Raw genomic sequence first — 24,998 nt, 5'->3', positions numbered from 1 at the left:
GACGGATCGGGCTAGAGCCGACCGGAGGCCTTGAGCGCGATGTAGGCGTCGGCGAGCGCCGGGGGCAGGGTCTCCGGCGAACCGGTGACGACGTCGGCCCCGAGCTGTCTGATCGCCGCCGACACGCGTTCGATGTCCAGCAGGGCGCGTTCGGCCGCAGCGGCGCGGTACACGGTCTCGCGGTCGCCGCGGTCGCGCGTGGCCTCGAGGGTCGCCGGGTCGACGACGCTCGTCACGACCACCGTGTGGCGCTGCGTGAGCTGGGGGAGGACGGCGAGGAGCCCGCGCGCGGCCCCGGGGGCGTCGATCGAGGTCTGCAGGACGACGAGGGCGCGCTGGTTCGTGATCTGTCTGACCTGGCCGGGGACGGCGTCCCAGTCGGTCTCGATGAGTTCCGGGTCGACGAGCGCCATCGCATCGACCATCCTCGAGAGGAGTTCGGCACCGGTCGCGCCCTGGACGCGACCACGCACCCGACGGTCGTAGGCGAGATAGTCGATGCGGTCCCCGGCTCTCGTGGCGAGCGCGGCCAGCAGGAGCGCGGCTTCGAACGCCGTGTCGATGCGCGGCTCATCGGCGATGCGGGCAGCGGAGGTGCGGCCGGTGTCGGTGACGATGACGACCCGGCGGTCACGCTCGGGCCGCCAGGTGCGGATCATGACGTCGCCGCGTCGCGCTGTGGCGCGCCAGTCGATCGAACGGACGTCGTCGCCTCGCACGTACTCGCGCAGGGAGTCGAACTCGGTGCCCTGACCGCGGACCATGACGCTCGTCGCTCCGTCGAGTTCGCGGAGGCGGGCGATCCGACTCGGCAGGTGCTTCCGGGAGGCGAACGCCGGCAGGACCCGGAGATGCCCGGCGCTGTTCAGCGTCGCCTGTCGTGCGAGGAGACCGAGCGGACCGAACGACCGCACCGTGACCTGGGACACCCGTCGCTCGCCCCGACGGAACGGGGTGAGCACCAGGCTGACGCTCCGCCGCTCGCCGGGCGGGAGGTCGACGCGCAGGCGCTGGGTGGGCGCGCCGGCGGACGGCTGCCAGGCGTCGCGCACCAGCGCCCGGACGCGGCGACCTCCGCGGTTCGTCAGGAAGAGTGTGCTCGTGGCCGAGTCGCCGAGCCTGACCCGGGACGGCAGCTGCCGCTGCAGGACGATGTCCCGAGGCGAACCGGCGACCACGAGGTCGAGCGCTCCGAGCGCGGCGGCGAGGATGAGCCACGCGATGAACGCCGGAGCTGCGTCGCCTGTGAGCACGCCGAGCACCACGATCGGCACGATGCCGAACGCGACGAGCGCGACGAACCTCCCGGTGACGGCCATCTAGATGGGCACCTGCACCTGCTGCATGATCGACCGCAGGATGGCGTCGACCGAGACACCTTCGAGCTCGGCCTCGGGTCGCAGCTGCATACGGTGCCGCCACACCGGGAGGACCATCGTCTGCACGTGGTCGGGGGTGATGGACTGGTAGCCGCTCAGCCAGGCCCAGGCCTTCGCCGATGCGAGGAGGGCGGTCGTCCCTCGAGGGCTGACCCCGAGCCGGACGGACGGGCTGCGCCGCGTGGCGCGCGCGAGGTCGACGATGTAGGCGAGGACGTCGGCGCTGGCCCCCACGCGTCCGACCTCGAGCTGCGCCGCCCGCAGATCGGCCGCGCCCATGACCGGGGTGACACCCGCAGCCGTGAGGTCGCGCGGGCTGAACCCGGCGGAGTGCCGCCGGAGCACCTCCACCTCGACGTCGCGCTCGGGCACGCCGAGGACGAGCTTCAGCAGGAAGCGGTCGAGCTGCGCCTCGGGGAGCGTGTAGGTGCCCTCGTACTCGATCGGGTTCTGCGTGGCGGCCACGATGAACGGGTCCGGAAGTGGCAGCGAACGGCCGTCGACGCTGACCTGGCGCTCCTCCATCGCCTCCAGCAGGGCGGACTGGGTCTTCGGGGGCGTTCGGTTGATCTCGTCGGCGAGCAGGATGTTCGTGAACACCGGGCCCTCGCGGAACTCGAACTCACCGGTCTTGGCGTCGTAGACGAGGGAGCCCGTGACGTCGCCGGGCATGAGGTCGGGCGTGAACTGCACGCGCTTCGTGTCCAGACTCAGCGCGTGGCTGAGCGATCGGACGAGGAGCGTTTTCGCGACGCCGGGCACACCCTCGAGGAGCGCGTGGCCCTTGGCGAGGAGCGCGATGACGAGCCCGGTGACGGCGGCGTCCTGACCCACGACGGCCTTGCCGACCTCGACGCGGACCTGGGCGAGTGCTCGCCGGAGGTCGTCGGGGTTCGGTGCGGTGGATCCTGGCACGGGGGCGTCGGTCATGGATGGTTCCTTCCGGTGAGGTCCGTGGCGCGCGCGACGGCGGCTTCGAGATCGAGCAGGTGATCGGACAGGGAGACGAGGTCGGCGTCGCTCGTCGGTACGGCGTCGAGCAGGACGGACCGCACGTGCCGAGGGTCGAGTCCGGCGACTCCGGCGACCGTGTCGGCGACCTCGACGACCGATGCGTGGCGGGAGAGGCCTGCGGCGACCGCGAGGCGAGACACGGTGCCGATCCGCAGCGCGTCGAGTGCCCGCTGACGGTTGCCGGACCGCTGGTAGAGGCGCGCGCGCCCCTCCATCGTCTCGCTTGCGCGGACCGCGACGGGCAGGTCCTCGATGACGAGCGGGCCGAAGCGTCGCCCGCGCCAGAACATGGCCAGGATCGCCGTGATGACGACGGTGCCGGTGACTCCGGCGACCCAGCTCGGCGTCAGCTCGTCGAGGCTCGGGGGACCGGTGACCGGCACGTCGGCGAGGCTCGGCAGGTACCAGACCAACTGCTCGGTGGAGCCGAGCAGGCCGAGCGCGAGGGCGGCGTTCCCCGCACGGTCGACGACGTCGTTCGTCAGGGCGTCGGCGGAGCCGAGGAGCACCCGTGCGCCGTCCGTCTGGGTCACGACCGCGCTCCCGCCGCTGTCGGCGGTGAAGCAGCCCTCGGCGTCGGCGTCGGTGGTCGTGTACAGCGTCCAGCCACCGGTGACCGTCCCCGCCCGCTCGGCGGTGGGGTCGCCGCAGTCGGACGACAGGACGTCGGTGGCGTCCGAGCTGCCCGCGAACGAGACGCCGGGGAACAGGGTGCGGAGCGCCGCGGCCCGGGGGGTGACGACGACGAGTCCGGCGTCGGCGTCGCCCAACCGCTCGAGCTGCGAGGCGTCGAGCAGCCCGCTGGGATCGAACAGGAGGACGGTGCTGTCGGTGTCCTCGACCGCCTCGAGCGTCGCGTCGAGCGTGGTGGTCTCCGTCACGGTGACACCCTCCTGACGGAGCACCTGCGCGAGCGCGCGTCCGCCGTTCGGGGTCTGGTTGCCCGGACTGAGCAGCGCCGCGTCGATCGACGCGCCTCGCGTCGCGAACATGAGCACGAGGGCGATCCCGACCGCGAAGACCGCCGCGATGATCCAGAACCGGTTCCGTCGCAGCCGGGTCCGCAGCCGTGGTGTGGCGACGTCGGGCTCGGGCTGCCCATGCCCCGTGGGCTTCGTCGTGAGCGTCACCGGACCAGCTCCTCGGGGTCGGCGAGGAGCTGCGGCGCGGCGACGGAGAGCCGCGCGTCGAGCGCTTCGAGCTCCCGGTACTGTGCTTCGGTACCCGTCGCCTCGAGGTAGCGGACGGCGTCGAAGACGTCCGCGGCTTCCGCGAGCGCGCGCCCGTCCTGCGGGAACGCGGCCGCAGCCCGGGCGGCGAAACCGTGCGCCGTCGTGCCGGGGGTGACCACGACGATCGTCCGCTCGGACAGTCCGCGAGCGATCGCCCGATACAGCTCCTGGAGCGCGAGGGTCCAGTCGCCGGCCGCGGCGGCGGACCTCGCGTCCTGGCGCAACCGCTCGGCGGTCCGATCGTCGCGTTCGCCGAAGAGGTCGAGCTGGCGGGCGCTCCGCCGGTTGAGGCGGGGGACGCCCCACACGATGAACGCGATGACGATCCCGACGACGACCACGGTCATCGCGATGATCGGGAACAGGCCGGTGAAGGGGCCCTCACCCGGCACCCGGAGGGAGTTCACCCAGTCCCAGAACGCCTTCGACACGATGTCCCACAACGACGGTTGCGCCGTCTGGTACTCGGGCTTCGACAGCTCACGCTGCAGGAGGTCCCGGGCGCCCGGTGCATCCGGGACGAGCGGGACGTCGAGGCGCGACGCGAGGAACAGCGGGCTCATCGGGTCGCTTTGCCTCCGGCGGCGGCGTCGAAGGGGTTGTCGACCGTCTCGCGACCGCCAGCACGCGCCTCGACGAACCGCGCGAGGTCGAGGTCGAGCCCCTCCTTGCGCATTCGCAGGTCCACATAGATGACCGCCGACGTGGCACTGATGACGACGACCGTGATCGCGCCGATGATGACGGAGACGAGCAATGACAGGCCCTGCGCGGCGATGGTGGCGACGATCATGGTCGCCTCCGAGTCCACCCCGACGAACAGCACGGGGACGAGACTCGCGAGCAGGCTGATCGGGGTCGCGACGACCTGCGACGCGACACTGACGACCGAGGAGACGAGGAACTGGACGCCGAAGGTCCGCCAGAAATAGCCGTCGGTCAGGCGCCAGGAGCGAGCGAGCGAGGGGAAGACCTTGCCGTTCTCGAGGACGATGATGCTCGGTGTGAGGGAGAACTTCGTCCCGAGCCACACGGAAGCGGCGATCAGGACGAGCAGCGCTCCGATGCCCATGACCACCGTCAGAACCACGCCCGCGGTCCCGCCGAGACCGGTCAGCACGAATCCGAGGCCCACCGCGACGGCGATGAACACCGTCACGACACCGATCAGGAGGAAGGTGTAGCCGATGAGCGGCAGGAACCGCGCCTTCGTGCGACGCCAGAGCACACCGAGCGGCAGCTTCTCGCCGAGGGTGCCGCGAGCGACCTCTTGCGCGATGATGCCCTGCAGGATCGCGCTACCGGCGATCGAGACCGCCACCGGGATGAGGAAGGACAGGATGATGGCGGTGACGGCCCCCGCGCTGATGGCGTCCTCCTCGCCAGGGGCCGCTTGCGACAGCCGGCTCAACGAGAGCCAGGTGACGAGGCCGACGATGACGAGGGAGAGGACGGCGGTGAGACCCTGCAGGAGCAGGGCGCTCCCGAATGTCGCCTTCGGGTTGCGTCGCAGCACGAGGAAGGGGGCGCCGAACAGGTCGCTGAAGGACAGCGGTCGGAGCGGGATGAGCCCCGGCTTCGGCGGTGGTGCCCATCCCTGCTGGGGACCCGGGGCCCAGGTCGCACCGGTCGCGTACGGGTTCGCGTCGTAGGCGGCGGTCGGCGCCGAGGAGGGAATCCCGTACCCGGGCTGCTGAGCCTGGGGGTACGGCTGATACGGCTGGGTGTACTGGGGCGGGACCTGCTGCGGGTACGGCTGCTGGCCGTACACCGGCTGGGGGTACGTCGCCTGGGGCGGATACCCGGGCTGCTGCGGGTATCCCTGCTGCGGGTATCCCTGCTGCGGGTACCCCTGTTGCTGCGGATACGCGGGTTGCTGTGGTGCTCCCTGCGGCGGCAGCGGCGGATACCCCTGCTGCGGTGGGAGCGGCTGCGGTGTCGCTGGTTCCTGCGCCACCGGCTGCTGTGGCCCCTGCGGCGTCGCCCACGGGTTCGGATCCTGATCGCCCATCTCGCCCCCGGCTCGCTGTTCCGTGTCCATCAGCAACACCCCCTCGCCGTCTCGAACCCCTCCATGTTGTCACACCGAGCCTCCCCGCGACCGGCGGTTCGGCGGTTCTCCTGGACACTTCGACTACGCTGAGGCGAGACGTAAGGACACCGGTCAGGCAGCGCGGCCGGCCGGTCACACCCGAGACGGAGCTATGAACGCACGCATTCTCGTCGTCGACGACGACACCGCACTCGCCGAGATGATCGGCATCGTGCTGCGCACCGAGGGCTTCGAGCCGTCGTTCTGTGCGGACGGCGGCGGCGCGCTCCAGGCGTTCCGCGACACCAAGCCCGACCTCGTGCTCCTCGACCTCATGCTCCCCGGGATCGACGGGATCGAGGTGTGCCGCCTGATCCGGCAGGAGTCCGGCGTCCCGGTCATCATGCTGACCGCGAAGTCCGACACCGCGGACGTGGTGAAGGGGCTCGAGTCCGGCGCCGACGACTACATGGTGAAGCCGTTCAACCCGAAGGAGCTCGTCGCCCGGATCCGCACGCGGCTGCGGGCACCGGCCGCCGACCTCGCGGAGACCCTCCGCATCGGCGACCTCACCGTGGACGTCGCGGGCCACGAGGTCCGTCGCGCCGACGGGGTCATCGGGCTCACGCCGCTGGAGTTCGACCTTCTCCTCGCACTGGCGAGCAAACCACAGCAGGTCTTCACTCGCGAGATGCTGCTCGAACAGGTCTGGGGATACCACTACAAGGCCGACACCCGGCTCGTGAACGTCCACGTGCAGCGGCTCCGCGCCAAGGTCGAGGAAGACCCCGACAACCCGAAGATCGTCATGACGGTGCGTGGCGTCGGATACCGCGCCGGCGCGGTCACCGGCTGATCCGACATGGCCTCCCGACTCGCCGGCTGGGCGGCCGACTGGCGGCTGTGGCGGAGGTGGCCGCAGCAGGTGCGCTCGCAGTGGCGGCGCTCGCTGCAGTTCCGGACGGTCGCCATCACGGTCGGCCTCTCCGGCCTCGCCATCCTCCTGACCGGTGCCTACCTCTCGTTCAGCATCGGCAACGACCTCTTCCAATCCCGACTGCAGCAGGCGCTCGGAGGCTCCGGTCGTGCCATCGCGTCCGCGCAGAGCATCCTCGACGCGTCCGACGCCAGCGAGCGCGTCGCCCTGCAGCAGCTCATGGGGACCGTGCGGACCGATCTCCAGACGACCTCCGGCAGCAGCCTCATCGCCGCCTACCGGGCTCCGGGCCAGGACTTCAGTCAGGTCACACCGCCGGGCTTCGAGTCCCCGGGGCTCGGTGGCGGCGTCATCTCCGACGCGCTGACCGAGGCGGTTCGGGCCGACCCGGACACGCTCCAGTGGCAGTCGGTCACCCTCACCGCGGCCGACGGCTCGTCGACGGCCGGCATCGTCGTCGGCTCGGAGGTCTCGATGCCGACCGCCGGCTCCTACGAGATCTACCTCGGCTACGACCTGAGCGAATCGGAGCAGACGCTCGGCTTCGTCCAACGGACCCTCTTCGTCGCGGGCGTCGGCCTCATGATCCTCGTCGGTGGTGCCGCGTGGTTCATCGTCCGCTTCGTCGCGACACCGATCCGGTTCGCCGCCGAGACGAGTCAACGCCTCGCCGGCGGCGACCTGGACGTGCGGATGCCCGAGAAGGGCGAGGACGAGCTCGCCATCCTCGCCCGCTCCTTCAACGGGATGGCCGCCAGCATGCAGAAGCAGATCAAGGAACTCGCGGAGCTCTCGCTCGTGCAGCAGCGGTTCGTGTCGGACGTCTCGCACGAGCTGCGCACGCCCCTGACGACCATCCGCCTGGCCGGCGACGTGCTCTACGACCAGCGCGACTCCTTCCCGCCGGCCACCGAGCGGACGGCCGAGCTCCTCCACGACCAGGTCGGGCGGTTCGAGATCCTGCTGGCCGATCTGCTGGAGATCAGCCGCTACGACGCCGGGAGCATCGAACTCGAACTGGAACCGACGAGTCTCGTCCATCTCGCGGAGGAGGTCGTGGAGGAGCTCCGCCCGCTCGCGGAGCCGACCGGTTCGGACCTCCGGATCGTCGCACCGGGTGGCTACTCGGCGGTCCCGATGGACCCGCGGCGCATCCGGCGGATCGTGCGCAACCTCGTCGGCAACGCCATCGAGCACGGCGAGGGCAAACCGATCGTGGTGTCGGTGGACAGCAACGAGTCCTCGGTCGCGATCGCGGTGCGCGACTACGGCCAGGGGATGACGCGTGAGGCGACCGAGCGCGTGTTCGACCGTTTCTGGCGTGCGGACCCATCCCGCAAGCGGACCATCGGCGGCACCGGGCTCGGACTCGCGATCTCCCTCGAGGACGCGGTCCTGCACGAGGGGTGGCTCGAGGTCTGGTCGGAGCCCGCCGCGGGCTCGTCCTTCCGCCTCACCATCCCACGCGAACCCGGGACGGAGATCGTCCGCTCGCCCATCAGCCTGCCGCCCGACGATGCGATCGAGTCCATCGTCGACGAGCTCACCGCGCCGACGACCCGCTCACTCCCGACCGTGCGATCGGCCGACGACGACAAGGAGGATGCTCGTGGTTGACGTCCCCGCACGAGCGCCGAGACGACGATCCGCAATACGTCGGATCGCTGCGGCGGCACTGCCGATGCTCCTCGTGGCGGTGCTCAGCGCCTGCGTCGGCATCCCGCGGGGCGGTTCCGTGCAGGACGGTGGCACCGTCGAGGGGGACGGCGGCGACGTCGACGTCAACTTCATCGCGCCGGGCCCCGCCGAAGGGGCGACGCCGGAGCAGATCCTCCGGGGCTTCATCGACGCCGCCGCGAGCCCGCAGAACAACTACGAGATCGCGCGCGAGTTCCTCGCACCGGCGCTCCGGTCCGACTGGGATCCCGACGCCGGAGTGACCATCGACCAGGGCGGCCGCACGTTCGCCCCGGTCGCCGACACGGTGCAACTCACCGTCAGCCCCGTCGCGGCGGTCGACGACCGCGGTGAGTACCGCGAATCGGGGAACTCGTCGCCACTGAGCTGGACCTACACCTTCGAGCAGGTGCGGGGGGAGTGGCGGATCGCGGCCGCTCCGCCGGGCATCGTCCTCGAGTCATCGACCTTCGCCGACGTCTTCGCGGCCTACTCACTGAGCTACTTCGACCCGAGTTTCACCCGACTCGTCCCCGACCAGCGCTGGTTCCCCTCGCGGGCGTCGACCGCGACGAGGATCGTGGGGGCGCTGCTCGACGGACCGGCGGAGTGGCTGAAGGGCGCGGTGGCGACGGCGTTCCCCGAGGGGACCTCGCTCACGAGCGACGCCGTTCCGGTCGAGGCCGGGACCGCACGCGTGGACCTGACCAAACCGGCCCTGCAGGCGGACGCCGTCACCCTCCAGCGGATGCAGCTCCAGCTGAGCAGCAGCCTCGTGCAGCTGTCGGGAAGCGTCGGCGGGGTCGCCGCCGTCTCGAACGTCGCGATCACCGTCGTCGGCAACTCCACGCAGACGGTCTCGCCGCTGTCGCTCGCCGCACCGCGGGTCGACCCCCGGGCGCTCGTCCAGCGCGGGGACGAGTTCGGCTTCGCCTCGGGGAACCGGCTCGAGGCCGTGCCGGGGATCTCGACGGCGGTCGTGGCGGCCGGGGCCGACGCGGCCGTGTTGTCCGCCGACCATGACCAGGCCGCGGTCCGTTCCGCCGCCGGTGTCACGGTGATCCAGGCCGACGGCGACATCCGGCTCGTCGACAACCGGCCGGGACTCCTTCCGCCGACGATGGACCCGTTCGGCTTCACCTGGACCGTGCCCGCGGCGGCGCCGTCCGCACTGCTCGCGCACGACGCCGCGGGTGGCACGGTGCAGGTCGCGACGAGTTGGACCGGCGCGTCCACGATCGATTCGATCCAGGTGTCCCGGGAGGGTACGCGTCTCGTCGCGCTGCTCCGGGACGGGACGCAGTCGCGGCTCGTGGCCGCCGCGATCATCCGCGGTGACCGGAACGCGCCGTTGCGACTCGGCGACCCCGTCGAGCTCCGCGTGATGTCCACGGAGGCGACGACCGTCACCTGGGTCGACGACATCACCGTCGCCGTCCTGCTGGGCGGCGGTGACGCGACGACGATCGTCACGCAGCAGATCGGCGGCCGCTCCGCGCCCGTGCCGAAGTTGGCGGACGTCACGAACCTGGTCGGGGGCAACGGGCCGACGCAACTGCGTGCCCTCACGAGTGACGGCCGGCTGCTGTTGCCCCGTGGATCGAGCTGGCAGGAGGCGGGCGGCGACGTCCGGTTCATCGCGACCCAGCTGGGGTCGCCCGACTGAGTGAGCGCGCTCCACAGCGCGTCCGGAGTGCCGGAGCCGTCTGCGTCTCGGACGATGCGCCACCGGACGCGCGGCGTGGGCGCGACCATCGGATGATGCGATCCTCGTCGAGTCGAACTGCGCCCCTCGCTCATGCCCGCGAAGCCTGCCTGGACGCGTGGGCCCTCCTGGTCCCGGTCACCTGCGCCGGATGCGGTGCGCCGGACCGTGGGCTGTGCGACGGCTGCCTCGAGCGTCTGGTCCGGCCGGCGGCCTGTGATGACGACGCCCACCTCGTGCGATGGAGCGATGCGGACGGTACCCCCGGTCTCGCCGCCCGTCGCTACGACGCCTTCGTCGGCGCCGTCCTCCTCGCCTACAAGGAGGACGCCCGGACCGGCCTCGTCCGACCGCTGGCCGCCGCGCTCGAACCGGCGTTCCGGTCCGCCGTGCTCGAGGCGAGCCGGGCGATGGGCGGCGTCTCGCCGGAGATCGCGACGATTCCTGCCAGGCGACGCGCCGCCCGCGATCGGGGCTTCCACCCGGTGGAGCAGCTCGTGCGCCGGCTCGGCGTCAGACCGTCGCGCCCGCTGCGATGGGCACGGGAGCCGGCCGACCAGCGGGACTTCGGCCGGGCGGAGCGTCTGGAGAACCTCGCCGGGGCCCTGGTCGCGCCGCGGCGACTCGACGGGCGCCGTGTCCTGCTCGTCGAGGACGTCGTGACGACGGGGGCGACCGTCGGGGAAGCCGTCCGGGCGGTGCACGACGGCGGTGGCCTCGTGGTCGGTGTCGTGGCCCTCGCCAGGGTCGGACCGTGAACGGATGCCGGGTCACGAGGCCGGTAGATGAACGTTCCCTGAACACCGCTGATGACTTCCGCAGGCTCGGGCACTACGGTTGCAGAACGGCGTGAAAGGACCGCCCGGGACCGGGTGGTCAGCCGGATGAGGAGGTCGAACGTGGATATCAACATCGTCGGACTTGGACTCGGCATCACAGATCGGTTCCGCGAGTACGCGACCGAGAAGGCGGAGAAGGTCGCCCATCTGGTCGAGCAGGCGCAGTCGCTCGACATCAAGGTGTCCCGCCATCACGACGCCAACGGACGCAAGGGCGAGGACCGCGTCGAGCTGACGCTCGTCGGCCCCGGACCGTTGGTCCGTGCGGAGTCGACCGGCTCCGACAAGTACGTGGCCTTCGATCTCGCGATCGCGCGGATGCTCGAGCGCGTCCGCCGCTCGAAGGACCGCAAGAAGGAGCACCGTGGCAAGCACCGCACGTCCCTGCACGCCGCCAGCAGCGAGGGGTTCAGCGGCGTCGACATCACGCCTGCCGCGCCGGAGCTGCTCGAGCAGGTCGCGACCGGCAGCGTCGCGACGCTGACCCACGAGGACGAGGAGCAGGAGGCGTACTCGCCCGTCGTCATCCGCACGAAGGAGTTCCCCGCGGAGTGGATGAGCGTCGAGGACGCCGTCGACCGCATGGAACTCGTCGGCCACGACTTCTTCCTGTTCATCGACGCCTCGTCTGAGCGGGCGAGCGTCGTGTACCGCCGCAAGGGCTGGGACTACGGCGTGATCAGCCTCGAGGACGGTTCGAACTAGCGTCCTGCACCCCGACCGACGCGGTCGCCCGGTTCGCCGGGCGGCCGCGTCGTGGCATGTCGGTACCGACGTCGAAGACGGCGTCGTGCACCCGCAGGCGTGCCGAGGTCGCCTCGAGCCAGTCGAGCTCGGCCAGGGAGCGTCGTCGTCTGGCTTCGAGCCCGATCCACGCGATGTCACCCTGCGGCGTCGGAGGGAGCGCCGACAGATCAGCGTCGAGCTGCTGCACGAGATCGAGCGCCCACGCGCGTTGGACGGCGATGACCCCGAACACGTCGACGCCGTCGAGCGACGCCGCGAGGGCGACCTTGTTCGGGAGCTCGTCCCGCGAGGCGCTCGCCGTGACGGGTGACGCCCACCAGCGTTCGAGGACGTCGCGTCCGTCGGCGGTGATCCGGTAGAAGACATGCCCCTGCGCATCCACGGCGGCGCGCTCGACGAGCCCGTCCCGCTCGAGGCGATCGAGGGTGGCATAGGCCTGGCCGACGTTGAGCGGTGTGTCGGGCGTGGTCCGCCGGTCGAACTCACCGCGCAGACGGTACCCGTAGTCGTCACCGAGCGCGAGGATCGCGAGCAGACCGTGCTTGACCGACATCGAACCTCCAGGAAATACCTACGCCGTAGGTGTCGCCAGCCTAGTGACCCGTCCGTCCCGCGCTGCGGCGGCGCTCCGTCGACATCCGTCCGCCCCTCGATACACAGCGTCCACTCAAGGGACTCCCCGCTAACATGTTCAGAGGACTGCCCCGTTCTGGTGCACCCCGTCCGTCCCGGTCAGTCGACCAGGACGGAGATCAGGAACACGTAATGGAGAGCAATTCGTGGCCTCACCACTTGAGAAGATCCTTCGCGTCGGCGAAGGTCGCATCCTCCGGAAGCTGACCAGCCTCACGAAGGCGGTCAATGCCCTCGAGGACGACTTCACGGAGTTGAGCGACGAGGAGCTGAAGAGCGAGACCGTCGAGCTGCGCGAGCGCTTCGAGAACGGCGAGACCCTCGACGACCTCCTCCCCGAAGCGTTCGCCGCGGTGCGCGAGGCTGCACGCCGCACGATCGGCATGCGCCACTTCGACGTCCAGATCATGGGTGGTGCCGCGCTGCACCTCGGCAACATCGCCGAGATGAAGACCGGTGAGGGCAAGACGCTCGTCGCGACCCTCCCGGCCTACCTCAACGCCATCGCAGGCAAGGGCGTGCACATCGTCACGGTGAACGACTACCTCGCGTCGTACCAGTCGGAGATCATGGGGCGCGTGTTCCGTGCGCTCGGCATGACGACCGGCGTGATCGTCGAGGGTCAGACGCCGGAGCAGCGCCGCGAGCAGTACGCGGCCGACATCACCTACGGCACGAACAACCAGTTCGGGTTCGACTACCTCCGCGACAACATGGCGTGGCAGGCGAAGGACATGGTCCAGCGCGGTCACTTCTTCGCCGTCGTCGACGAGGTCGACTCCATCCTCATCGACGAGGCTCGGACCCCGCTCATCATCTCCGGGAAGGCCTCCGGCGAGGCGAACCGCTGGTTCCAGGAGTTCGCGCGGCTCGCGGTGCGACTCGAGCCCGGTGAGGACTTCGAGGTCGACGAGAAGAAGCGCACCGTCGGCGTGCTCGAGCCCGGCATCGAGAAGGTCGAGGACTACCTCGGCATCGACAACCTCTACGAGTCGGCGAACACCCCGCTCATCTCCTTCTTGAACAACGCCATCAAGGCCCGCGCGCTCTTCAAGAAGGACAAGGACTACGTCGTGATGAACGGCGAGGTGCTCATCGTCGATGAGCACACCGGCCGCATCCTGGTCGGACGTCGCTACAACGAGGGCATCCACCAGGCGATCGAGGCCAAGGAGGGCGTCGCCGTCCAGGCCGAGAACCAGACCCTCGCGACCGTGACGCTCCAAAACTACTTCCGCCTCTACGAGAAGCTGTCCGGCATGACCGGTACGGCCGAGACCGAGGCGGCCGAGTTCATGTCGACGTACAAGCTCGGCGTCGTCCCGATCCCGACCAACCGCCCGATGCAGCGCATCGACCAGTCCGACCTCGTCTACAAGAACGAGGAGGCGAAGTTCGCGCAGGTCGTCGAGGACATCGTCGAGCGCCACGAGCAGGGCCAGCCGGTCCTCGTCGGCACGACGAGCGTCGAGAAGAGCGAGTACCTCTCGAGGCTCCTCGCCAAGAAGGGCGTCAAGCACGAGGTCCTCAACGCGAAGAACCACGCGCGTGAGGCCGCGATCATCGCCCAGGCCGGTCGACTCGGCTCGGTCACCGTCGCCACCAACATGGCCGGCCGTGGAACCGACATCATGCTCGGCGGCAACGCCGAGTTCCTCGCCGTCGCGGAGATGAACGCCAAGGGCCTCAGCCCGATCGACACCCCCGAGGAGTACGAGGCCGCGTGGGACGACGTCTTCACCGAGGTGAAGGCCGCGGTCAAGGAGGAGGCCGACAAGGTCATCGACGCCGGCGGACTCTACGTCCTCGGTACCGAGCGCCACGAGTCGCGCCGCATCGACAACCAGCTGCGCGGTCGCTCCGGTCGTCAGGGCGACCCGGGCGAGAGCCGGTTCTACCTGTCCCTCACCGACGACCTCATGCGCCTCTTCAACGCCGGAGCCGCGGAAAGCCTCATGGGGCGTCAGAACGTGCCGGACGACCTCGCGATCGAGTCGAAGATCGTCAGCCGCGCGATCCGCAGTGCGCAGTCGCAGGTCGAGGCGCGGAACGCGGAGATCCGCAAGAACGTGCTCAAGTACGACGACGTCCTCAACCGGCAGCGTGAGGCGATCTACTCCGACCGCCGCCACATCCTCGAGGGCGACGACCTCCACGATCGTGCACAGCAGTTCCTGGAGAGCGTCGTCGACGACGTCCTCGACGAGCACACCGGCGAGGGCAACGGCGACGACTGGGACTTCGACGCACTCTGGGCCGAACTGAAGACGCTCTACCCCGTCGGCCTGACGATCGACGAGGTCGTCCAGGAGGCCGGGACGAAGGGGCGGATCAACCGCGACTTCATGCGCCGCGAGATCCTCTCCGACGCCAAGCTCGCGTACACCAACCGCGAGGAGTCGCTCGGTGCCCCGGCGATGCGCGAGCTCGAGCGCCGCGTCGTCCTCCAGGTGATCGACCGCCGCTGGCGCGACCACCTGTACGAGATGGACTACCTGAAGGACGGCATCGGTCTCCGGGCCATGGCGCAGCGCGACCCGCTGGTCGAGTACCAGCGTGAGGGCTACGCGATGTTCCAGCAGATGATGGGGCAGATCCGCGAGGAGAGCGTCGGCTTCCTCTTCAACCTCGAGGTCGAGGTCGCCGGTGAGGTCGATGCCGGCACCGCCGCACCGGCGATCACGGCCAAGGGCCTGACGCAGGAGACCCCCGACACCGAGAAGCTCAGCTACTCCGCTCCGAGCGAGCAGGGTGGGGTCGAGGTCCGCAACCAGCGCGGGCAGATCGAGAAGGCGGCCACCGAACGCGCACAGCGTCTCCAGCAGACGAACCGTCCCGCAGGTGATGCGGCTCCCGCCACGAAGGCCGCCCCGGCCGCGAAGGCGTCGCGTGGGGCTTTCGGTCAGCAGTCCGAGGCGCCTGCGGCTGCTCCGAGCAACCGTTCGGACCGTCGCAAGCAGGGCAAGAAGAAGTAAGTCCACGCCGGCACGAACGGGAGCCCTCCGGACCATGGTGACATCGGTCCGGAGGGCTCCCGTCTGTCGGGTGCGGGCGGATGTGCAACGCCGGTCAGAGCACGCTCACCGAGGTCGCCCGCCAGCGGCCGTCCAAGCCCTCCAGTCGGATGGCCACGGCTCGGGACCGCGCTCGTCCGTGGACGATGACCACGGACTCGACGACGCCGTCGCGTGGCTCGGAGATGGTCACGGTGCCGATGGAGACGACCGGGACGGTGCCCGGGACGCCGCGGACGCGTCGTGCCCGTTCGGCGAGGATCACGCGCTTCAGCAGAACGGTGTGCACGTCGGCGGTGATCCACCGCGCGAGCTGCGTGAGGTCGCGGGCTCCGGCGATCACCTCGATCACGCTCCGTGTGAGGTTCTCGAGCAGCGGTCGCGGATCAGGGAGGTCGGCTCGGGGCGCCGGTTGGGGCGCGAAGTAGTCGTCCGCACCGGCGCGCGCGGCCGCCCGTACCTCCCGCGTGCGTCGCTCGGGGAGCGGAGGCGCCGGCCGGAGGCGAGCCGTGTGTGCTTCGGGCTCGTCGTCGTCGTGCCGGGCAGCGGTGCTCATGGGGCCTCCGAGGGGTGGGCGGCCGCCACGAGTCGGGCGACCAGAATCTGACATGTCACACTCATCATGTCAGTTCTCCGGTGTCGGGTACCAGGGGTCTGTGGAGAACGCAGGACGCGGCCGACCTCGGCGCACTACCGTCGGCGTATGCGTTGGGACAGCCTGTTCGACGATCTCGCCGGTCAGCTCGACGACGAGCTCGCCGTCGACGACGACGCCGTCCGCGTCGAGGCCGAGCGGCTTCGACGCGGGCGTCTCACCCTGCGTGAGCGGCTCGTCACCCTCTGCGGCGATGCCGGCGCACCAGGACCGCTCGTCGTCGAACTCGTCGACGGGACGACCTGGCGGCTGCGGGTCCGGAGCATCGGGAAGGACTGGTTGCAGGCTGATTCCGGCACCCCGGGCGGCCGGGAGGCCGTCGTCCCGCTCGATGCGATCGCGGCGGTCGCCATGACGCAGACCCAGGTCGATTGGAGTCTCGACGACGTCGTGGTCCGCGAACCGCGACTGCTCGACCGCCTGACCGTCTCGTTCCTGCTCCGTGATCTGTGCCGGCGCCGTGCTGCAGTGGTCGTTCGGACCCGGACGGGGAGCTGGGCGGGCACGATCGACCGGGTGGGCCGCGACCATCTGGATCTGGCCGTCCACGAGCCGGGGTCGCCGCGCCGCAGCCGGAGCGTCGAGCAGATCCGCGTCGTCGTGCTCTCGGAGGTCGTCATCGTCGAGCGGGCTGGCTGAGGCGTGGCGTCGGGCGCCTGCCGGGGTCGGGGCTCAGCCGAGGGGTGGCACGGGCCGGAGCATCGGTGCGCCGGAGAACTCGGCGAGTTCGGTGAGCTGGGCCTGATGCCAGAGGCCTGCACGACGTGCCTCCTCGTACTGACCGCTGATGAAGGCTTCGAGTGCCGGGAACTCGATGCGCCACGGTCCGCTGCGCCCGATCCGGATGGCGGGCAGCTCACCGCTCGAGATGAGCTCGGCCACGTGCTGGGCCGAGACGTTCAAGACCTCGGCCGTGTCGGCGACGGTGAGGAAGCGACCGAGCGGGGCCGCATCGCGCTGCGATTCCATTCCTCGATTATCCTCTCGCGCGAGCATCGTCCGCCGGGCTGTGGATAACTTCGGCGCGATGTCCGGAGCCCGGGCAGCATGGGACCGGAGGCGGCGCGCGGGGTGCCCATGAAGGAGGAGACGGTGCGGGGAAGCGAGCGGGGACGCGGATCGGAATCGGGAGGAGCGCGAAGCGACGGCGGCGAGCGGATGAGCGACCGTCTCGCCGGACTGCGTCATGGTGTCGGCGGACGGCAGGTGTCCCGGTCGCGCATCTGGGTGGACCCACGCTTCCTCGTGGGCCTCATGCTGGTGGTCGTGTCGATCCTGGGGGTGTGGTGGCTCGTCACGACCTCGAGCCGGACGACCCCGGTGTATGCGGCCTCCGAGACGCTGACGCCCGGAACGCGGCTCGACCGCTCCTCACTCCAGGTGATCGACGCACGTCTGGGATCGGTCGAAAGCGGGTACCTCGGAGCCGGAGCGGCACCGCCGGCGGGAATCGTCGTCACGCGGACGATCGCGGCGGGGGAGCTCGTGCCGCTCGACGCGCTCGGCGAGGCGAGCGCCGTCGGCGTGACCACGCTCGTCGTCGAACCGGCCGGGCGGCTCGGAGCCGACATCGTGCCGGGGACCGTCGTCGACCTCTGGGCGGCCGCGCCGGACGGCGACGGCTACGGTGTGCCGGAGGTGTTGGTCTCGGCCGCGACGGTCGTCCGGGTCGGCGAGGACGAAGGGCTCCTGTCCGGGCGCGGTTCGGTCGCCCTCGAGCTCGCCGTCCCACGCTCGGCCGTCGCGACGGTGCTCTCGGCGACGGCGGCAGCGCACCTGCTGTCCGTGGTCCCCACCGAGCCCGGCGAACGCTGATGCTGCGTGTCGGACTCGCCCTCGACCCACGGATCGAGGGCGAGATCCTCGCGACGATGCTCGACCTCGGACACCGCGTCGCCTGGCGCTGTCACGACGGAGCCGAACTCGACGAGCGCATCGGTGCAGGGACGCCCGTCGACGTACTGCTCGTGTCACCCGGGGTCGACCGCCTGCGCGCCGAACTCATCGACCTCGCGGACCGCGTGGGTACGAGGGTCGTGGCGCTCGCGTCCGGTGAGTCCGAGCGTCGCCATGCGGCGGGGCTGGGCCTGGTCGACATCGTCCTCCTGCCGGTCGATCCTGAGGAGCTCGATCGGAGCATCGCGCCGCTCGACCTCGGCGGCGACGGCCCTCGTCCGGTCGCCCAGGCCGCGGGGCGGGTCATCGCCGTGTGGGGCGCGGCCGGGTCGCCCGGCACGACCACCGTCGCCGCGGGCATCGCCAGCGAGCTGGCCGCGCGCGGACGCCGGGTCGTCCTCATCGACGCGGACACATACGGGTCATCCGTCGCGGCCATGCTCGGCCTCCTCGACGAGGCGCCCGGGTTCGCCGCGGCCTGCCGATTGGCCGGAAGTGGGGCGCTCGACATCGAGCAGCTCGAGCGGATCGCGGTCGTCCATCCGTCGCCGTCCGGCGCGTTCCGGGTCCTGACCGGCATCTCCCGTGCGGCACGCTGGACGGAACTGTCGACGGAGCGCGTCGCGACGACCATCGAACGGTGCCGGGCGTGGATGGACGACATCGTGATCGACACGGCGTTCTGTCTGGAGGCGGACGAGGAGATCTCGAGCGACCTGTTCGCGCCCAGACGGAACGGGGCGGCGTTCGCCGTCCTCGGGTCCGCGGACCGGGTGGTGGAGGTCGGTGCGGCTGACCCGGTCGGGGTCACGAGGCTGCTCCGCGGGCACGCGGAACTCGTCGAACTCGTCGACCCGTCGCGCATCTCGGTGGTGGTGAACCGGCTGCGTGGCGTCGCGCTCGGTACCGGCCCGGCCGGTCAGCTGGCGTCCACGCTCTCCCGCTTCGGCGGGATCGAGGCGGCCGCGCTCCTGCCGGAGGACCAACGGGTGGTGGACGCCGCGGTGATCGCGGGGAGGACCCTCCGCGACCAGGCCCCGCGCGGGGCGCTTCCCGTCGCGTTGCGGCGGTTCGTGTCCACCGTCCTCGACCAGGAGCCGGCGCCGGTGCGGGACCGCTCGCGGCGCTCGTCGGGTGGAGCACGTGGGCGACGTGCGCGGAGTCGGTCACGCCGAGCGGAATAGTCTCGACGGAGTCGCTCAATACAATTGGGTGATCAACCGAATATGCATTTGCTCGCCCATATATGCATCTGCATTCTTCTCCGACGCATCGTTATCCGTTGGGTGATGAATTACTCCGGTATCGTGTCGGTATTCAGATTCCCTTGGTGGTGTTCGATATGATCGGATAACCGTCGGACTCACCACGGATATCTTCAGGAGGACCCCCCATGGCTCAGAAAGTCATCACCACATACATCGACGATCTCGACGGCAGCGAACTCGCTTCCGGTGCAGGAGAGACCGTCCGGTTCGCGATCGACGGAACCGAATACGAGATCGATCTCGGTGCAGACAATGCGAAGAACCTCCGCGAGTCGCTGAAGCCCTACATCGGAGCCGGACGCCCGGTCAAGCGTGGGCGCCGCACCTCGAGCACCAGCACCCGCAACAGCGCCGAGAACCTCGCTGCGATCCGCGAGTGGGCCGCGAAGAACGGGCACGCCGTGTCGTCGCGCGGACGCATCCCCCAGGCGGTCCAGGACGCCTACCGCGCAGCCAACTGACGCATCACGTCCGGCGACGGCGCTCAGTGGCCCCCCCACGGGCCGCTGGGCGCCGTCGCCGTTCCAGGCCTGCCCGACCAGTGGTCATCGGGGCACGCCCGGCGCACTCGGTGTCGGCCGGCCGAGCCTAGACTGGAATCGTGTCGACGCTCAGTGATCTCGTTCTCGCCCAGGGCCGCTCCAGTGCGGCCGACGTGGAGTGGCTGCACATGCTGCTCGCGGACAGCCAACTCCTCGCGGATCTGGCGTTCGCCGATATCGTCATCTGGGTACCGACCGATTCCGGCAGTTTCATAGCGGTCGCGCATTCGCGTCCGTCGAGTGCCGCGACACTCTTCTATCGCGACTTCGTCGGGCAATCCATCAAGCAGGAATGGCGCAAGCAGGTCACCGACTGTTTCGAGAGTGGACGGATCATCGAGTCGTCCGCACCGGACTGGTACGAGGAGACCCCGACCAGGGTTCGTGCCGTACCCGTCGCCCGGCGGATATCGCCGACCGAGACGACCAATGCCGACGGACCGATCGCGGTCATCACCCGCCACACCAATCTCGGTGAGGCTCGCACGCCCAGCCGCCAGGAACTCACCTTCAACGACTGCGCGAGCGACCTGTTCGAGATGATCGCGGTTGGCGACTTCCCGGATCTCGGAGCGCCGACCGGACCGCGCCGGGGCGCGCCGCGCGCGAGCGACGGCCTGATCCGTCTCGATGTCGACGGTACCGTCACCTTCGCCAGCCCCAACGCGCTCTCGGCCTTCAACCGGATCGGATTCGCCGAGGAACTCGAGGGCGAGTCGCTCGCGGACGTCACGACCCATCTGCTCTCCGGGACGGGGACCGTCACCGTCGACGAGTCCCTGCCACTCGTCGTCACCGGTCGGGCGCCGTGGCGGACCGACATCGAGGACAAGGGCGTGACGGTCTCCCTCCGGGCGATCCCGTTGCGGAGCCGCGGCGAGCGGGTCGGCGCGATCGTGCTCTGCCGCGACGTCAGCGAACTGCGTCACCAGGAGCAGGAACTCATCACCAAGGACGCGACGATCCGCGAGATCCACCACCGGGTGAAGAACAACCTCCAGACGGTCGCGTCGCTCCTGCGGATCCAGGCCAGGCGGACGCACTCGGAGGACGCCCACGACGCCCTCACGCAGGCCATGCGGCGCGTGGCCGCCATCGCGGTCGTGCACGACACGCTGTCCGAGGGGCTCAACCAGAACGTCGACTTCGACGAGGTCTTCGAGCGCGTGCTCCTGCTCATCGCTGAAGTGGCGAGCTCCCACAACACCACGGTCCGCCCGAAGTCCTCCGGCTCGTTCGGCGTGCTCCCGAGCGAGTACGCGACGCCACTCGCCCTCGCGCTCACCGAACTCGTCACCAACGCGGTGGAGCACGGGCTCAACGGCCGCGACGGCGACGTGGAGATCACGGCCGACCGCACGGACGAGCTGCTGAGCGTGCAGGTCCGCGACAACGGCGTGGGGCTCCCGGAGGGGAAGGTCGGGTCCGGCCTCGGCACCCAGATCGTGCGGACGCTCATTCAGGGGGAACTGGGCGGGACGATCGACTGGCACACGCTCATGGGGAGTGGAACCGAGGTCACGATCGCGATCCCGATGCGCTGGGTCGCCAAGAGCTGAGGTCCCGTGCCGTCGCGAACGGCCGCAGACATGCGAGAACCCCGGGGCCGTTCGGCACCCGGGGTTCTCGTCTGCGACTAGGAGGCGCGGCGGGCGCGAGCCGCGCGACGCTTGAGGGCGCGACGCTCGTCTTCGCTGAGGCCGCCCCACACACCGGAGTCCTGGCCGGTCTCGAGCGCGTACTGGAGGCACAGCTCCGTGACACTGCAGGTGGCGCACACGGCCTTCGCCTTGTCGATCTGATCGACCGCCGGACCGGTGTTCCCGACCGGGAAGAACAATTCCGGGTCGACGGTCAGGCAGGCAGCTTTATCGCGCCAATCCATAGGGGAGCTCCTTTTATTGCATGGTGAGATTTCTTCAACCGAGTGAGGGGTCTCGGGAAGCGAAAGCCGAAATGCGAGGGGGATGATCGTCCGGGATTCGGGATCTGTCCACACCCTCGTGGACCTCATGTCGGCCTCAAACATGGTTTCATATCGGTAAGAGCAAATCAATAGTCAAGTTTGGGTGAACCCTGTGAGTACCGATCGAAACGCCGCCTCCGCTCCGAACCCTGAGGAGCCTCGTCGTCCGGCGGTGCTGGCCTTCATCGTCCTGCTCGTCGCGGAGGCGCTGCTCATGATCGGGCTCTCGGCCTGGTTCCTCTTCGAGCTGGTCGCGGCGACGCCGGCCTCGTTCACGAGCGCACTGGCGATCTTCGTGATCCTGCTCATCGCCACGGCGTTCGTCACGGCGCTCGCCCTCGGCGCGATCCGCGGACGGAGCTGGATCCGCGGGGGAGCGGTCACCTGGCAGCTCGTGCAGATCGCCGTCGCCGTCGGCGCGTTCCAGGGGGTCTTCGCGCAACCCGCGATCGGGTGGTTCCTGCTGTTGCCGTCGCTGGCCGTCCTCGGGCTCCTGTTCACGCCGGCGGTCGCCGCCGTGACCCGACGCGAGATCTGAGCGCGACGCGTCAGGCGTCGAGGCCGAGGGCCTTGCGGAGGCTCTTCACGTGGCCGGTGGCCTTGACGTTGTACCGGGCGAGGGTGAGGGTGCCCGTCTCGTCGATGACGAACGTCGAGCGGAGGACGCCCGTGACGATGCGTCCGTACGAGTTCTTCTCACCGTAGGCTCCGTACGCCTGGTGGACCGTCAGCTCCGGGTCGCTGAGGAGCGGGAACGTGAGCCCGTCCTCCTCCTGGAAGGCCTTGAGCTTCTCGACGGAGTCCTTCGAGACGCCGAGCACCACGTACCCGGCACCGCTGAGCGATGCGAGGTTGTCGCGGAAGTCGCACGCCTGGGTGGTGCAGCCGGGCGTCATCGCGGCGGGGTAGAAGTAGAGGATCACCCGTCGTCCGGCGAAGTCGGACAGGGACACGCTGGTGCCGTCCTGGTCGGTGAGGGTGAACGCGGGGGCCGGGTCGCCGGCGGACAGACGGATTGCTTCAGGCATACCCCAAGCCTAGTCAGGAGTACTGGTCGGCTTTGATCGTGGCGAAGGTCCCCAGCAGCCGCTGGAGCGAGTCGAGGCGTGCGGGGCCGTTCTCTCCGAGCCGTCCCTCGGCGACGGCCTCGATGATCGCGCAGTCGGGGGCGTCGGGAAGATGGGTGCAGCCGCGTGGGCACTCGAGCGCGATCTCCGCGAGGTCGGTGAACGACCTCAGGATGTTGGCGGTGTCGACGTGTCCGAGACCGAACGAGCGGACGCCCGGGGTGTCGATGACCCACCCGGATCCTCCGGGCGCCTCGATGCGCAGCGAGACGGTCGACGAGGAGGTGTGACGGCCACGCCCGGTGACGACGTTCACATGCCCTGTGGCGCGCTCCGCCGTCGGAACGAGGGCGTTGACGAGGGTGGACTTGCCGACGCCCGAGTGGCCGACGAAGACCGTGTCATGGCCGATGAGGGCCTCGGTGATCTCGGCCAGGGGGACGTCGTCCTCCCGGCTGCGGAACACGCGCAGGCCGAGCCCGGCGAAGTTCGCGAGGAACTCGTCGGGGTCCTGGAGGTCCGTCTTCGTGATGCAGAGGATCGGGGTGATCCCCGCGTCGTAGGCGGCGACGAGGTAGCGGTCGACGAGTCGGGCCCGTGGCTCGGGGTTCGCCGCAGCCACGACGATGAGCATCTGGTCGGCGTTGGCGACGACGACACGCTCCATGGCGTCGGTGTCGTCGCCACTCCGGCGGAGCAGCGTCGTGCGCGGCACGATCCGCACGATGCGCGACAGCGTGCCCTCGGCACCCGAGGTGTCGCCGACGACATCGACCCGGTCGCCGGTCACGATGGCCTGCTTGCGGAGTTCCCGAGCGCGGGTCGACGTCAGGACGCGCTCCTCGGGCGTGCCTTCGTCGAGGAGCACGGTGTAGCGGCCGCGGTCGACCGCGAGGACGCGTGCGGTCAGTGCATCGAGGTGCTCGGGCCGCGTCTTCGTCCGTGGGCGGTTCGCCTTCGGGTTCGGCCGCATCCTGATGCTCGACTCGTCGAGTTCCGGCTCGTCGTCGTCGACGCCGTCGTCCCACCAGCTCATCGGCTCAGCTCCCGAGCATCGCGTGCCACAGTTCGGTGAACTGTGGGAGCGTCTTCGCGGTCGTGGCGACGTTCTCGATGGTGACCCCGGGCACGACGAGACCGAGGATCGCTCCCGTGGTCGCCATGCGGTGGTCGTGGTAGCTCGACCACTCGCCGCCGTGGAGGGGGCGCGGCTCGATGCGGAGACCGTCCGGCAGCTCCGTGACGGCGCCACCGAGCTTGTTGATCTCCGTCGCGAGGGCCGCGAGGCGGTCGGTCTCGTGGTGACGGATGTGCCCGATGCCTGTGATGGTCGACGGTCCGTCCGCGAGTGCCGCGAGCGCGGTGAGGGCGGGCGCGAGCTCACCGCCGGTGGTCAGGTCGAGGTCGACCGCGGTGATCCGCTCGCCGCCGGTGACGGTGAGGCGGTCGCCGTCCAGGGTGACCGTCGCGCCGAAGCGGGGCAGGAGGTCCGCCAGGTCGGCACCGACCTGGGTGGTGGAGGTGGGCCAGCCGCGGAGCGTGACGCTTCCGCCGGTGACGAGCGCCGCGGCGAGGAACGGTGCGGCGTTGGAGAGGTCGGGCTCGAGGTCGACGTCGAGCGCGGCGATCGTGCCGGGGGCGACGACCCACTCACCGACGGAGGGCTGTTCCACGGTGACCCCGCGGGCCGCGAGGGCTGCGATGGTCATCTCGATGTGCGGCAGGCTCGGCAGACGCTCGCCCTCGTGGACGAGGTGGAGGCCCTGCTCGAAGCGGGCTGCGGCCAGCAGGAGGCCGGACACGAACTGGCTCGACGACGACGCGTCGATCGTGAGCTTGCCACCCGTGACCGTGCCCGTGCCGTGCACCGTGAAGGGGAGCGCCTTCCGGCCGTCGTCGCTGATGTCGACGCCGAGCGCCTGGAGCGAGCCGATCATGGTGGCCATCGGCCGGTTCCTGGCCGAGGGGTCGGCGTCGAACACGGTCGGCCCGAGCGCGAGGGCGGCCAGCGGCGGGACGAACCGCATGACGGTGCCGGCGAGCCCGCACTCGACGGTCGTGCTGCCGAACAGCTCGCCCGGCGTGACGAGCCAGTCCTTGCCGAACGCGCCCGACGCCGGTCGCTCGACGACGGTGGTCCCGAGTGCGCGGAGCGCCTCGACCATGTTGGTGCTGTCCATCGAGTGGAGCGGGGCGCGCAGGAGGGAGGGCCCGTCGGCCAGAGCGGCCAGGACGAGCTCGCGGTTCGTGAGCGACTTCGAGCCCGGGAGCGAGACGGTCGCATCGACCGGACCGCCCGCGACGGGCGCCGGCCAGGCTGCGTCGTCGTGCTCGGGTTCGGCATCGCCGTACACGTCGAAATCTGGTGCGGAATACGGATTGGTCAACATTGGTT

The 24,998-nt window shown here is 70.1% G+C and carries 24 protein-coding genes; 12 read left to right on the top strand and 12 right to left on the bottom strand.

What is annotated here, in order from left to right; genetic code table 11:
• Window positions 1-11: 11 nt before the first annotated feature.
• From ITJ62_RS17885 to ITJ62_RS17865, 5 genes are read right to left on the bottom strand one after another with little or no spacing between them, the layout of a single operon-like run.
• Window positions 12-1,319: a DUF58 domain-containing protein gene (locus tag ITJ62_RS17885; protein WP_194605041.1), complete on the bottom strand. Its 1,308-nt coding sequence runs from the start codon at window positions 1,317-1,319 to the stop codon at window positions 12-14.
• Entirely contained in the window at window positions 1,320-2,309 is a 990-nt protein-coding gene (locus tag ITJ62_RS17880; protein ID WP_194605038.1) for a MoxR family ATPase, read from the bottom strand. It abuts the gene before it with no gap.
• Window positions 2,306-3,523, bottom strand: coding sequence for a DUF4350 domain-containing protein (locus ITJ62_RS17875; RefSeq protein WP_194605035.1), 1,218 nt, complete (start codon window positions 3,521-3,523; stop codon window positions 2,306-2,308). Before ITJ62_RS17875 ends, ITJ62_RS17880 begins: the two co-directional genes overlap by 4 nt.
• Complete coding sequence (locus ITJ62_RS17870; protein ID WP_194605033.1) at window positions 3,520-4,188, bottom strand: DUF4129 domain-containing protein; 669 nt, start codon at window positions 4,186-4,188, stop codon at window positions 3,520-3,522. The genes ITJ62_RS17875 and ITJ62_RS17870 overlap by 4 nt, the downstream gene beginning before the upstream one ends.
• Entirely contained in the window at window positions 4,185-5,666 is a 1,482-nt protein-coding gene (locus tag ITJ62_RS17865; RefSeq protein WP_194605030.1) for a hypothetical protein, read from the bottom strand. Before ITJ62_RS17865 ends, ITJ62_RS17870 begins: the two co-directional genes overlap by 4 nt.
• A 163-nt stretch (window positions 5,667-5,829) precedes the next feature.
• On the opposite strand from ITJ62_RS17865, the gene mtrA reads away from it, so the two are divergent.
• The 5 genes from mtrA to hpf all read left to right on the top strand — a co-directional run bounded on the left by mtrA (window position 5,830) and on the right by hpf (window position 11,520).
• The gene (gene mtrA / locus ITJ62_RS17860; protein ID WP_064295232.1) at window positions 5,830-6,513 is read left to right on the top strand and encodes an MtrAB system response regulator MtrA; all 684 of its coding nucleotides are present in this window, start codon (window positions 5,830-5,832) and stop codon (window positions 6,511-6,513) included.
• A 6-nt stretch (window positions 6,514-6,519) separates the two neighbouring features.
• Window positions 6,520-8,211 (top strand): MtrAB system histidine kinase MtrB, encoded by a 1,692-nt coding sequence (mtrB, locus tag ITJ62_RS17855; protein ID WP_194605027.1) that lies wholly within the window; start codon window positions 6,520-6,522, stop codon window positions 8,209-8,211.
• Window positions 8,204-9,937 (top strand): LpqB family beta-propeller domain-containing protein, encoded by a 1,734-nt coding sequence (locus ITJ62_RS17850; RefSeq protein WP_194605024.1) that lies wholly within the window; start codon window positions 8,204-8,206, stop codon window positions 9,935-9,937. Before mtrB ends, ITJ62_RS17850 begins: the two co-directional genes overlap by 8 nt.
• A gap of 275 nt (window positions 9,938-10,212) precedes the next feature.
• The gene (locus ITJ62_RS17845) at window positions 10,213-10,734 is read left to right on the top strand and encodes a phosphoribosyltransferase family protein (RefSeq protein ID WP_194605021.1); all 522 of its coding nucleotides are present in this window, start codon (window positions 10,213-10,215) and stop codon (window positions 10,732-10,734) included.
• A gap of 141 nt (window positions 10,735-10,875) precedes the next feature.
• Window positions 10,876-11,520 (top strand): ribosome hibernation-promoting factor, HPF/YfiA family, encoded by a 645-nt coding sequence (hpf, locus tag ITJ62_RS17840; RefSeq protein ID WP_064295235.1) that lies wholly within the window; start codon window positions 10,876-10,878, stop codon window positions 11,518-11,520.
• Here the strand turns inward: hpf and ITJ62_RS17835 are convergent.
• Entirely contained in the window at window positions 11,495-12,115 is a 621-nt protein-coding gene (locus ITJ62_RS17835) for a PadR family transcriptional regulator (protein ID WP_194605017.1), read from the bottom strand. The genes hpf and ITJ62_RS17835 overlap by 26 nt on opposite strands.
• Window positions 12,116-12,341: 226 nt before the next feature.
• On the opposite strand from ITJ62_RS17835, the gene secA reads away from it, so the two are divergent.
• The gene (gene secA / locus ITJ62_RS17830; RefSeq protein ID WP_137243342.1) at window positions 12,342-15,170 is read left to right on the top strand and encodes a preprotein translocase subunit SecA; all 2,829 of its coding nucleotides are present in this window, start codon (window positions 12,342-12,344) and stop codon (window positions 15,168-15,170) included.
• A 94-nt stretch (window positions 15,171-15,264) separates the two neighbouring features.
• Here the strand turns inward: secA and ITJ62_RS17825 are convergent, their stop codons facing one another.
• Complete coding sequence (locus ITJ62_RS17825; RefSeq protein WP_194605014.1) at window positions 15,265-15,765, bottom strand: Rv3235 family protein; 501 nt, start codon at window positions 15,763-15,765, stop codon at window positions 15,265-15,267.
• Between the two features lie 147 nt (window positions 15,766-15,912).
• Between ITJ62_RS17825 and ITJ62_RS17820 the strand changes: the two genes are divergently transcribed.
• Window positions 15,913-16,503 carry a hypothetical protein gene (locus ITJ62_RS17820; protein WP_194605011.1) on the top strand — a complete coding sequence of 197 codons (591 nt, stop codon included), beginning with the start codon at window positions 15,913-15,915 and terminating at the stop codon, window positions 16,501-16,503.
• A 33-nt stretch (window positions 16,504-16,536) separates the two neighbouring features.
• Here ITJ62_RS17820 and ITJ62_RS17815 read toward each other — a convergent pair whose 3' ends face one another.
• Window positions 16,537-16,833, bottom strand: coding sequence for a helix-turn-helix domain-containing protein (locus ITJ62_RS17815; protein WP_064295239.1), 297 nt, complete (start codon window positions 16,831-16,833; stop codon window positions 16,537-16,539).
• Window positions 16,834-17,022: 189 nt separating this feature from the next.
• On the opposite strand from ITJ62_RS17815, the gene ITJ62_RS17810 reads away from it, so the two are divergent.
• From ITJ62_RS17810 to ITJ62_RS17795, 4 genes are all read left to right on the top strand, one after another.
• The gene (locus ITJ62_RS17810) at window positions 17,023-17,679 is read left to right on the top strand and encodes a hypothetical protein (RefSeq protein WP_137243340.1); all 657 of its coding nucleotides are present in this window, start codon (window positions 17,023-17,025) and stop codon (window positions 17,677-17,679) included.
• Complete coding sequence (locus ITJ62_RS17805; RefSeq protein ID WP_194605009.1) at window positions 17,679-18,944, top strand: P-loop NTPase; 1,266 nt, start codon at window positions 17,679-17,681, stop codon at window positions 18,942-18,944. The genes ITJ62_RS17810 and ITJ62_RS17805 overlap by 1 nt, the downstream gene beginning before the upstream one ends.
• 209 nt (window positions 18,945-19,153) lie before the next feature.
• On the top strand, window positions 19,154-19,489 hold the full coding sequence (locus ITJ62_RS17800) for an Lsr2 family protein (protein ID WP_085513359.1): 336 nt from the start codon (window positions 19,154-19,156) through the stop codon (window positions 19,487-19,489).
• A gap of 140 nt (window positions 19,490-19,629) precedes the next feature.
• Window positions 19,630-21,129: a sensor histidine kinase gene (locus ITJ62_RS17795; RefSeq protein ID WP_079002802.1), complete on the top strand. Its 1,500-nt coding sequence runs from the start codon at window positions 19,630-19,632 to the stop codon at window positions 21,127-21,129.
• A gap of 77 nt (window positions 21,130-21,206) precedes the next feature.
• Here the strand turns inward: ITJ62_RS17795 and ITJ62_RS17790 are convergent, their stop codons facing one another.
• Window positions 21,207-21,455, bottom strand: a complete 249-nt coding sequence (locus ITJ62_RS17790; protein ID WP_056012627.1) for a WhiB family transcriptional regulator — start codon at window positions 21,453-21,455, stop codon at window positions 21,207-21,209.
• A gap of 193 nt (window positions 21,456-21,648) precedes the next feature.
• On the opposite strand from ITJ62_RS17790, the gene ITJ62_RS17785 reads away from it, so the two are divergent.
• Window positions 21,649-22,074 (top strand): hypothetical protein, encoded by a 426-nt coding sequence (locus ITJ62_RS17785; protein ID WP_194605006.1) that lies wholly within the window; start codon window positions 21,649-21,651, stop codon window positions 22,072-22,074.
• A 10-nt stretch (window positions 22,075-22,084) separates the two neighbouring features.
• On the opposite strand, the gene bcp is transcribed toward ITJ62_RS17785, so the two are convergent.
• The 3 genes from bcp to aroA are packed head-to-tail and all read right to left on the bottom strand — an operon-like array spanning window position 22,085 to window position 24,993.
• Window positions 22,085-22,564: a thioredoxin-dependent thiol peroxidase gene (bcp, locus tag ITJ62_RS17780; protein ID WP_194605003.1), complete on the bottom strand. Its 480-nt coding sequence runs from the start codon at window positions 22,562-22,564 to the stop codon at window positions 22,085-22,087.
• A gap of 13 nt (window positions 22,565-22,577) precedes the next feature.
• The gene (rsgA, locus tag ITJ62_RS17775) at window positions 22,578-23,639 is read right to left on the bottom strand and encodes a ribosome small subunit-dependent GTPase A (protein WP_194605001.1); all 1,062 of its coding nucleotides are present in this window, start codon (window positions 23,637-23,639) and stop codon (window positions 22,578-22,580) included.
• 4 nt (window positions 23,640-23,643) lie between these two features.
• Window positions 23,644-24,993, bottom strand: coding sequence for a 3-phosphoshikimate 1-carboxyvinyltransferase (gene aroA, locus ITJ62_RS17770; RefSeq protein ID WP_194604998.1), 1,350 nt, complete (start codon window positions 24,991-24,993; stop codon window positions 23,644-23,646).
• Window positions 24,994-24,998: the final 5 nt, after the last annotated feature.

The sequence above is a fragment of the Plantibacter sp. VKM Ac-2876 genome, from assembly GCF_015350715.1.
Taxonomy (GTDB): Bacteria; Actinomycetota; Actinomycetes; order Actinomycetales; family Microbacteriaceae; genus Plantibacter; species Plantibacter auratus.
The sequence above is the reverse complement of the archived record's forward strand: the minus strand, read 5'-3'. Positions and strand labels throughout refer to the sequence as shown.